The organism is Vibrio sinaloensis DSM 21326 (assembly GCF_000189275.1).
Lineage (GTDB): Bacteria > Pseudomonadota > Gammaproteobacteria > Enterobacterales > Vibrionaceae > Vibrio > Vibrio sinaloensis.
Genome location: NZ_AEVT01000084.1, coordinates 69,425 through 78,111, shown reverse-complemented (window position 1 = coordinate 78,111; position 8,687 = coordinate 69,425). Strand labels below are relative to the sequence as shown.

At 46.3% G+C, this 8,687-nt stretch carries 11 protein-coding genes; 3 read left to right on the top strand and 8 right to left on the bottom strand.

Going from position 1 to position 8,687, the window contains the following annotated elements:
- The 6 genes from RH45_RS15325 to nrfB form a co-directional block, all read right to left on the bottom strand.
- A partial coding sequence (locus tag RH45_RS15325) for a cytochrome c-type biogenesis protein CcmH (RefSeq protein WP_008078679.1) occupies nucleotides 1-286 on the bottom strand: 286 nt, incomplete at its 3' end.
- Nucleotides 287-296: 10 nt separating this feature from the next.
- Nucleotides 297-830: a DsbE family thiol:disulfide interchange protein gene (locus RH45_RS15320; protein ID WP_008078678.1), complete on the bottom strand. Its 534-nt coding sequence runs from the start codon at nucleotides 828-830 to the stop codon at nucleotides 297-299.
- Nucleotides 808-2,736 (bottom strand): heme lyase CcmF/NrfE family subunit, encoded by a 1,929-nt coding sequence (locus RH45_RS15315; protein WP_039958791.1) that lies wholly within the window; start codon nucleotides 2,734-2,736, stop codon nucleotides 808-810. Before RH45_RS15315 ends, RH45_RS15320 begins: the two co-directional genes overlap by 23 nt.
- Before the next feature lie 2 nt (nucleotides 2,737-2,738).
- Nucleotides 2,739-3,710 carry a cytochrome c nitrite reductase subunit NrfD gene (gene nrfD / locus RH45_RS15310; RefSeq protein ID WP_008078676.1) on the bottom strand — a complete coding sequence of 324 codons (972 nt, stop codon included), beginning with the start codon at nucleotides 3,708-3,710 and terminating at the stop codon, nucleotides 2,739-2,741.
- Nucleotides 3,710-4,399 (bottom strand): cytochrome c nitrite reductase Fe-S protein, encoded by a 690-nt coding sequence (nrfC, locus tag RH45_RS15305; RefSeq protein ID WP_008078675.1) that lies wholly within the window; start codon nucleotides 4,397-4,399, stop codon nucleotides 3,710-3,712. The genes nrfD and nrfC overlap by 1 nt, the downstream gene beginning before the upstream one ends.
- A gap of 1 nt (nucleotide 4,400) precedes the next feature.
- A complete protein-coding gene (gene nrfB / locus RH45_RS15300) occupies nucleotides 4,401-4,988 on the bottom strand; it encodes a cytochrome c nitrite reductase pentaheme subunit (protein WP_008078669.1) in 588 nt (195 codons plus the stop codon).
- A 522-nt stretch (nucleotides 4,989-5,510) separates the two neighbouring features.
- Here nrfB and nrfA point away from each other — a divergent pair.
- Entirely contained in the window at nucleotides 5,511-6,893 is a 1,383-nt protein-coding gene (gene nrfA / locus RH45_RS15295; protein ID WP_008078666.1) for an ammonia-forming nitrite reductase cytochrome c552 subunit, read from the top strand.
- A 47-nt stretch (nucleotides 6,894-6,940) separates the two neighbouring features.
- Here nrfA and RH45_RS15290 read toward each other — a convergent pair whose 3' ends face one another.
- Nucleotides 6,941-7,489, bottom strand: a complete 549-nt coding sequence (locus RH45_RS15290) for a TPR domain-containing protein (RefSeq protein ID WP_008078664.1) — start codon at nucleotides 7,487-7,489, stop codon at nucleotides 6,941-6,943.
- A gap of 79 nt (nucleotides 7,490-7,568) precedes the next feature.
- Here RH45_RS15290 and RH45_RS15285 point away from each other — a divergent pair, with 79 nt between their 5' ends.
- Both RH45_RS15285 and RH45_RS15280 read left to right on the top strand, forming a co-directional pair.
- A complete protein-coding gene (locus tag RH45_RS15285; RefSeq protein ID WP_039958780.1) occupies nucleotides 7,569-7,916 on the top strand; it encodes a DUF2956 domain-containing protein in 348 nt (115 codons plus the stop codon).
- Nucleotides 7,897-8,253, top strand: coding sequence for a DUF4156 domain-containing protein (locus tag RH45_RS15280; protein ID WP_008078657.1), 357 nt, complete (start codon nucleotides 7,897-7,899; stop codon nucleotides 8,251-8,253). The genes RH45_RS15285 and RH45_RS15280 overlap by 20 nt, the downstream gene beginning before the upstream one ends.
- Before the next feature lie 9 nt (nucleotides 8,254-8,262).
- On the opposite strand, the gene RH45_RS15275 is transcribed toward RH45_RS15280, so the two are convergent.
- Nucleotides 8,263-8,550 carry a winged helix-turn-helix domain-containing protein gene (locus tag RH45_RS15275; protein ID WP_008078656.1) on the bottom strand — a complete coding sequence of 96 codons (288 nt, stop codon included), beginning with the start codon at nucleotides 8,548-8,550 and terminating at the stop codon, nucleotides 8,263-8,265.
- Nucleotides 8,551-8,687 lie beyond the last annotated feature (137 nt).

Below are 8,687 nucleotides of genomic sequence, written 5' to 3'. Positions count from 1 at the left end.
AGGACACCACTTGTTGCTCATCTTTGCCATCATTAATCATCTTGAAAACGATTAAGCGTAGATCTTTCGCCAATGGAGAATTGGACTCGACTAAGTTTTGATTTTGACACTGAGGGCAGCGTAAAGACTTCGCCAACTCAATGGCCGTTTTTTGTTTCTCAAGGGTCGAGAACTCAAACAACTCGACCTCCACCGCAACACGATTATCAGCAGGCGCAAACAACTGTGACTCTTGAGCAGCAACGCTGCAGGTCAACAGACAGATCAAAAACAACAAGTTGCGCATAAGCCTCTTCCTATGTGGAAGGTTGGAAATAGTGGGCAAAGTGTTTTTGCCAAACGCGGGGACTCAACATGCCTATATGTTTATAAACAATCTCGCCTTGCTGAGTCACAAGATAGGTCTCTGGCGTACCAATGACGCCGAGTTCAATACCTAACTTACCTTGCGGGTCGAGCAACACATGCTGGTATGGATTGCCATATTGACCCAAATAGTTGTTCGCGGAAGACTGATGGTCACGATAGTTAACACCGATCATAGGCACGCCTTGCTGAGCTAATTGAATAAGGTAACTGTGCTCCGCTTTACACACTCCACACCAAGATGCCCACACGTTAACCAGCTGAAAATCATGCTCCATCACCAACGTCGCTTGTTCTTTTTTCTCACCACTGAGCAAGGTCACAGGGATGGATGGAAAATGGCGCACGATCGGTTGCTGTTGAGGGCCGAATTGATTGGCTTGCAACCCTGCCACTAGAAAACCAATAAACCCAGCTAAGGCAAGCACAAACACCAAAATCTTACGATTGCGAAACAATGCCATGAGTGACTCTCTTTAACGGATTTGGAACAGCTCTTAATAAAGGAATCGTCGCCCCGAGCATGGCGATAATCGCACCCAACCAGATCCAACTGATGTAAGCTTTGTATTGTATTTTGACGGCGTACGAACGGCTATCCACTTTAGGCCCTAATGTGACGTAGTAGTCACCGTGCCACTTCGAATAGATAGCGGGCTCACTCATATTCATCACCCGCACCGGATAATGGCGGCGTTCAGGCTTGACGATAAACCCAGAGCCTTGCGCAGACTCAAAGCCAATCACCCCTTGTTCCGCAGTGTAGTTTGCTCCCACATACCAAACTGTGTCGTGGTAAGTAATTGTCCACGCTGTCACTGAGCCAGATGACATTGGCACTGAGACTTGGCTACCCGGCTCCATTTTTCGGTTCAACTCATAGGAATGCTCAGCATTCATTGCGGCTCCAACGCACATTATCGCTAGACCAACATGGGCGAATACCATAAATGTTACCGTGCGAATACGAAAAGCAAGCCAGCAGTGAGTGACCATGACCCAGCTAGAAAGCCCCCATATCATCGCCACCGACAGGTTGATGCTGGTCACCTGCAGCCTGTAGAGCCCCACTCCACAAAACAGCGAGACAATAAAGCAACCAACGATAACGCCCTTAGGCTTCTCACTACCTTTATGCCACCTAATAAAAGGCACCAGCCCCATAGCGAGCAGAGCAAGAATGGCCAGAGGCTCAAGCAAGGTATTAAAATAGGGCGCACCAACCGAAATTGCCCCTAGCCCGACAAGCTCATAGAGCATGGGGTAAAAGGTGCCGAGAAATACAGTGGCACCAGCAACCACTAGCAGGCCTGAGGCAATTAAAACCAGATAACTGCGGCTCACGATCGAACGAATCGTATTGCTACGTATCTGCTCTGCCTGTTTTAACAACAGCGTAAATGAGAGCAGTAAAGTCACCGCGAGAATAAGCAGTAGCGCGAGACCTTTACTTGGATCTACCGCAAACGCATGGACCGACGTTAGGACTCCCGAGCGAACAATAAAGGTTCCTAAGATACTCAAGCAGAAAGTCACCAAGGCCAGTGACAAAGACGTCATTTTTAGTTGCTGAGAACGAGATGAGGCAAGCAAGGTATGCAACAAGGCCGTCCCCGTCAACCAAGGCAGCAGTGAAGCACTTTCGACAGGGTCCCAAAACCACCAGCCTCCCCAACCCAGCTCATTGTATGCCCACCAAGCGCCAACCATAATCCCAACGGTCAGCAACAACCAAGCGGACACCGCCCATAATTGGCAGGCCTTAGTCCAATCACTGCGAAATTTTGGCTCTAACAACGCCGCGAGTGCAAAAGCCAGTACCGTGGAAAAACCAATGTAACCGAGATAAAGCAAAGGGGGGTGAAAGATCAAACCAATGTCTTGCAGCATAGGGTTGAGATCTCTCCCCTCGGTGACAAATACTGGATTAAAATGAAAGGGGTTGGATGCGAATACCGTGAACCAACTAAATGCAGCACTAAAGCCAAGCATGACCCAAAGTACATTTTGATAATATGAACTTCGATGTTGCGGATGAAATGAGATAAGACCTGCCCATAAGCAGAGTGTAAACACCAAAAATAGCATTGAGCCTTCATGGCCTCCCCATACCGCGGCGAGCTTAAAAGCCGTCGGCAGTGCCGAATTTGAGTGAGAAGCAACGTAGCCGAACTGAAACTGATCCGCCAAAAACAGATAAGCCAGAACCATTATACTGAACGTTGCCAACAACGCATTTAGGCGACAAACCACCGTCACAGAAAAAGCGGAATCGTTGCCGCTCAATCGCTGCCATGCAAACGCAATGACGCTCACACTGCTCATGACAGCGACTAAGATAAGCGCAAAAAGTCCCGCTTCTCCTAACATCATTACACCACCGTCATTTGACCAGCATAGAGAATGAATGTGCGCAGCATTAACACACCAAACAAACTCAAGCTTGTTACGACAAAGATGTACCCACCATTATGACGAACCTCTTTTGGTGAAATCGCATTCAGCGTTAGTGGCAACAGCATGCCGACTAACACCACACCAATCCAGAACCAGTTCGACCAGAAACCGCCACCAATAGCATTCCACGCAGCCACTTCATTCTGGCCCCCGCTAAAGATAAGCCCGGTAAAAAAGGTGACCAGCACAAACAGCTCGAACAGCACAACCGGACGCTCGAAGCCATGCACCCAGGAGACACTTGGACTGCTAGCTGACTCTTTGAATACCAAAATACCAAACAGCAAACACGCAGCGGCACCCGAAGAAAGGCTAGAGAACAAGAACAAGATCGGTAGCACTGGGTTGTTGAGCATAGGGTAGGTTTTTAATGCGGAAAGCAAGAAGCCGGTATACGCCGCCAGCACGAGAGCAAGCAAACCCAATGTCAGCTCAAGCGGGTTATTGATGTTCTTAGCTTTAAGCAGCAGCCCATCAACAAAATCAAGCAAACCGCTTGGTAACTTACCTTCACAAAACTGAATGATCTGATGGCGAAACAGAACGCCAATCCAGACAAACAATACTGCCATGTACACCTGGAATAGTATTACCCCCATTGACATGACCGAAGTCAGATTAAAGTAGATCATGATTTTCCAAAACTCTAATGGTTTAGTTAAGTGGAAAACCAAGATCAGCAAACCGACGATAATGCCAAACGGTGCCAGCCAAGCAACGGCCTTTAAGATGCCATTATTTGCAGGATCCCCTTCGATGACTTTGCGGCGTAAATAGATGCCGATCATCACGGCGCCTGCCGACATACCAGCCAGGAACAGATAGATGGCAATAATCCAGTCCCACACTAAAGAGTCAAAGTGGAAAGCATTTTCAAATCCATTCATTACGATATCTCCCCTTTTTGATGAGGCACCTTGTACAATTTAGGCTTAGTGCCTAAGTGGGCTTTATCTCGGTACACCACTTCGGTTTGCAGCACTTGATTGATTTGGCTCTTCGGATCATTGAGATCACCGAATATCAACGCTTTAGTCGGGCAAGATTCAACACACGCCGGCAGTTTGCCTTGAGCTAAATTGGTATCGCGGCAGAAGTTGCACTTATCTGCGGAATGGTCCTCAGGATTGAAGAAGCGAACCTGATAGGGACAAGCGGCCAAACAGTAGCCACAGCCAACACACTTCTCTTTGTGAACATCAACAATGCCTGTTTTTTCATCTTTATACGCAGCCCCTGTCGGACACACATAAACGCAAGGTGGGTTTTCACAGTGCTGACAGGATTTACGCGTAAAACGATAATCAACATTAGGGAACTCACCTTGCGGTTCACTGCGGATGATCTCAAGCCGGGATACGCCTTCGGGGACTTTGTTCACTTCACGACACGCATCGGTACACGCAGTACAGCCAATGCAAGCCGTCTCATCATGCACCATGCCGTACAGTTTGTTGCCTTCGGCTTCAACATTGGCCAAGGTTTTACGACTATTCAGTACCGCTGTTCCCGCAACGCCAGTGGTGAAAATAAGCGCCCCTGTGCCCGCTAAAAAGTTTCGTCTAGAACAACTCATATCACTGCTCCTCCTTCAGTTGATTGAAGTCAGAATGACAGTCAACACACAACTTGATTCGTGCTTTGCGCTCTAAGCCCAACACTTTGGTTTTACTTGCGTGTACATCGTGACAGTTTGAACAAGTCAGATTTTTTGCATGCACATCATGCGTCCAGCTGTCTTCGCGTAAGTATTTGGGTTGGTGACAATCGGTACACTGGCTGTTGGCTTTGAGAATGGCTTGCGGGTCTAGGAACACCTTATCGGTGCCCGGTTGCGACTGCGCACTTGAATATTTGGTGACAACAGAAGCTCCCTCTCGATGATCAGGGCCGATATTGTTATGGCACTCTGTACAGGTGACTTCACGGCCCAAGATCTTGTGCGCGTCTTCACCATGTGAGCCTTGAAGTGTTTGTTTAGAATCCTTATGACATTGGACACATTTATAGTCCTTGTCACGGATAAGCGTGACTTCATGGCGTGCGCTTTCACCTTCAGATTGCAAGCTTGAAGTGTCGGCAACGGCATGAAGAGAATAACCATAGAGGCAAAATGCAAGCAGAGACTTTAGCATTATGACTATGGCCAACTTTATATTGCCCATATTATCCTTTCCTTATTCCAGACAACTCTTTCACTGAGGAAAAAAGTATTTCTGGTAAAAATTTAATGCCCTTCAGTATTGAGAAAAAACAATACCAAATGAGATCAATTCTTATTTTGGAAAAGCCACAACGCTATGTAGATAAGTGTACTCCTATGACTCTTTGGAGGTAGATCTTAATGCTCAAAAATCGATCTAAATCACCTTATAAACAGAAAGGTTAAAAACCTAACCGATTGATGTTAATGATATTTATTCCCATCAAAACCAACCAACACTAACCCTTTAGGGGTATACGAATTTATCTTTGAACTAGGTCACTAGCTAAAATTGATCTAACGCAATGAAGGCTTGTTACTAAGTTATTTTATTTATTTCTATTTATTACAATTTATTTCAGTTCTCCAATTCTTTATTTGGATATAGCCAGTTCACAACGCTGTTTATAACAAACGGAATTATGGAGATAGCACTGTGAAAAAATTGCACTGGATACCAACATCCGCCGCGGCAATAGTATTAATGGCAGGCTCAGTATTGAGCGGTGCCAGTCTTGCAGCGTCTGAAAATAAAGATCTGATCGACCCTCGCAACCACGCTTACGAGCAAAACCATCCCGATCAGTATCAATCTTGGAAAGCGACCGAAGAAAGCCAACACATTGAAGACGCCTTAGCGGAAGATCCTAATATGGTTATCATGTGGGCTGGTTATGGCTTTGCCAAAGACTATAACAAGGCACGTGGCCACTTCTATGCCCTTGACGATGTTCGTCAAACACTACGTACTGGCGCGCCGACGGATGAAAAGTCAGGGCCAATGCCCATGGCGTGTTGGAGCTGTAAAAGCCCAGATGTCGGCCGCGTTATCGACGAGCGTGGCGAAGACGGCTACTTTGAGGGTAAATGGGCTCGCTTAGGCTCTGAAATTGCCAATCCTATCGGTTGTGCCGATTGTCACGACACTCGTAGCGAAGCGTTTAAAAAAGGCGAACCTGCTCTCGCCATTGCTAAACCTTATGTTGAGCGTGCATTCAACGCCATCGATAAACCCTTTGAGCAGCAATCACGTTTGGATCAACAAGCGTCTGTTTGTGCTCAATGTCATGTTGAATACTACTTCACAGGGCCAACTAAAGCGGTGAAGTTCCCATGGGATATGGGCACAACAGTCGATGATATGGAAGAGTACTATGATGCACTCGGCTTTAAAGATTGGACTCATAAAGTGTCAAAAGCGCCAATGCTCAAAGCTCAGCACCCTGGCTATGAAACGTGGCGTGATGGTATCCATGGTAAAAACAAAGTCGTGTGTGTTGATTGCCACATGCCAAAAGTGACGAAAGAAGACGGCACTGTCTATACCGACCATAAAGTAGGTAACCCTTTTGACCGATTCGAAGACACTTGTGCAAACTGCCACACTCAATCTAAAGACCAACTTAGAGAAGTGGTTTCAAGCCGAAAAGCGCAAGTGCTCAACCTGAAATTGACGGCTGAGAAACAAATTGTTGCCGCTCACTTTGAAGCTGGAGCGGCGTGGGATGCGGGCGCAACAGAAGCAGAAATGAAAGACATTCTGCAAGACATCCGTCATGCTCAGTGGCGTTGGGACTACGCCATCGCATCGCACGGTGTACACATGCACGCACCAGAAGTCGCTTTGGAGGTATTGGGAACCGCCGTTGATAAAGCCGCGGATGCACGTACTAAGCTTGTCCGTCTCTTAGCGAAGAAAGGTATTACCGACCCTGTTGAGCTACCAGATATTTCGACCAAAGCCGCGGCTCAAAAAGCGTTGGGTATGGATATGGATAAGATGAATGCGGACAAACAGCACTTCTTAAAAACTGTCGTTCCTGAATGGGAAAAAGCGGCAGAAGAACGCGAGTCTACTTACCAATAATCGTTCAGACTTACATAGCAAAACCGGCGAACAATCTCGCCGGTTTTTTATTGCTTGTTTTGCATCTGTTTCGCCAGATTCAATGAGTGAATGATGGAAGCACGATCGAGGTCTTGATCTTGCGAATCGAGCATTTGAGTCCACACATCAATCGCCTGCTGATAACGAAAGCTAATAAAGTGATCGCTTGCAATCAACGACAAGGCGGTGAGGTTGTTTTCATCTTCGGCTAACGCCAGAGCAAGCAGTTGCTGCACCTCATCAGTCAGTTGCTGCTTGTTCGAATAATACAAAGCGGTCGCTTTTGCTGCATATTGGCTGGCGGTAGGACTCTCTGTTAAACGAATCGCGTAATCAAAGCAGGTCAAAGCCGAGCCAAAGTCTTGCTGATTCAAATAGCCATGACCTAATTGAAACCATAACTCAGCTTGATTCGGGTCTTGCTTTAATTTGCCCTGAATCTCACGGATTTGTTCACTATGAGATGGCAAGCTTTGCAGCGCTTCAGGCTGTGGAGGTGGAGAACCTTTTAACCACCAAAACAGAGGCACACTCACCACAACACTGACTAACAAGATTTTTCTCACGATATGCATCACTTAGGCAATTTCTACAGGTCAGGCTAGATTATATCGTGGTAGGATAAATCTATCTTTGATCCAGCAAACTTATCTCATGAACAAAAAAGTTGTACCGTCTCAAGAAACCCAGCAAGACGCGATGAAGATCGCCAAAGCAACACAAAAGCCAGGTCAAACGAAAGAGCAGACTAAGCTTATCGCTCAAGGAATTGAGAAAGGCATCGCTCTGTACAAAAAGCAGCAAAAAGAAAAATCTCGCCAAGCGGATAAAGCGAAGAAGAAAGCGCAAAAAGCCAAGCGCGTGGAAAGTCACACTGATCACGAAGACGTGCCCATTACATCCAGTGAGTCAGCCGAAAAAAACAACTCAGCGATACTTCCTTGGGGCTTATTGGTCATCAGTTGGATTGGATTTGTTATCTATGTTAGCCAAGTACAATAAGCACATTAGCAAGGCAGGCATCACACTAGTTAGCCTTGGCCTACTTGCAGGATGCGTCTCTCCTGCAACGTCATTAGATGAATCTGCGAAAAACGTGCATTTAAGAATGGATGCTGGCTTTGATGCCAACGAGTGTCACTGGTTAGGTGAAGTAACCGGAAGTGAGGGCCATTGGTTTAGCTATTTGTTTTTTGCCAACGATTTACTGGTTCAAGGAGCAATGAACGACATAAAAAATCGCGCCAAGCAACTTGGCGCGAATACTGTTTATATTGTGGCACCGCAAGACTTCACCACATCATTTACCATCATGGGCAGTGCTTACCGGTGCGATTAACCAACTCATTTATGCCTTGAAACCAAGACTCGCGGCGATGTCTGGCTCTCTTTCTATCACCCATTGGCTGTCAAATGGGCCCCAATCAGATAACTGATAATACCCATCATTGTGACGTCGCCCATCTTGAACAAACATCAACTCAATACCTATGCCGGGAAGAGCCTTAATGACATCTTGAATTGTTCGGCGTGGCCAACCCGTCTTTTCGATCAGCTTAGGGACATTAGGCCGTTCTAAGTTCTCAACGAGTAATGCTAAATACAGTCGCCTTGCAAAAACAGGACTCAATTCCATTGATACCTCCTATAAAATTCTAAGGTCATTATTTCTGTTTTGCTCAGCCATGTGTTGAGTTTGATCAATAACTCTACAATCCAAACTTCTTGCAACACATTTTTTTTGCCCGATGAAATATATCGATCACACTTTTT